The 796-nt window shown below is 43.5% G+C and carries 2 protein-coding genes; both read left to right on the top strand.

Annotation, left to right across the window (positions count from 1 at the left end; genetic code table 11):
* The first annotated feature begins 1 nt into the window (after position 1).
* A complete protein-coding gene (locus tag R7093_RS24985) occupies positions 2-94 on the top strand; it encodes an AraC family transcriptional regulator (RefSeq protein WP_318146987.1) in 93 nt (30 codons plus the stop codon).
* A 70-nt stretch (positions 95-164) separates the two neighbouring features.
* The gene (locus R7093_RS24980; RefSeq protein ID WP_005460424.1) at positions 165-410 is read left to right on the top strand and encodes a DUF3297 family protein; all 246 of its coding nucleotides are present in this window, start codon (positions 165-167) and stop codon (positions 408-410) included.
* The last annotated feature ends 386 nt before the right edge of the window (positions 411-796 follow it).

Here is a 796-nt window from a genome sequence, read left to right as displayed (position 1 = left end):
TATCGTTGGTTATACCGACCCACTCTACTTTTCTCGCGTATTCAAACGTAAAGCCGGCGCAAGCCCCAAATTGTATCGAGAGCAGATTAGTTGAAGGTTATCTTGAACACTCACTGTGCACTGACTACAATAGCGCACTTTTTTACGGAATTTAGGTCACAAACATGACAGATACAGCAAAACCAGCTCTACCAGATCGCCTAGCAGGTAACCCACGCAGCCCATTCTTCATCAAAGAATGTTTTGAGCACCAAATCGGTATCCGTTTCAACGGTAAAGAGCGCACTGACGTAGAAGAATACTGCGTGAGTGAAGGTTGGGTAAAAATTGCGTCTCCTAAAGCAAAAGACCGTTTCGGTAACCCAATGCTGATCAAACTGAAAGGCGAAGTTGAAGCGTACTACGTGTAAGCAACTCTCGTTCAGTCGAATCTAAAAAGCTCGAGTCTTACTCGGGCTTTTTTAATGCCTACGTTTTGTTGTATTCGCACTGTTTATCTTTTAAACCAAACAGTTACATGACAAATAATTAGTAAACCATTTTCGTGATCCTACTTCGTGTTTTGGCGATAAAGGTCGTTTGGCTCGGCGGGTTTGGGATTCGTTTCACAGTTTATTCATGAGTCAAACCTAGACTGAAAAAATCCACCTTTCTAATTCGAAAAATAACAAAACTAGGATTCACCCATGAAGAAGAACCTCCTGGCTATCGCCCTTGGCAGCGTAATTGCGCTGACAGCAGCCCCTTATTCACTGGCCGCCAACGATTCTACAATCCAATCTTCCGCAGACTACTC

Source organism: Vibrio sp. 1580 (assembly GCF_033340055.1).
Note: the sequence above shows the minus strand (reverse complement) of the source record. Positions and strands in the feature narration are given on the sequence as shown.

Coding starts and splice junctions, on each gene's coding strand:
- R7093_RS24980 (WP_005460424.1), top strand. CDS start 165: ATGACAGATACAGCAAAACCAGCTCTACCAGATCGCCTAGCAGGTAAC.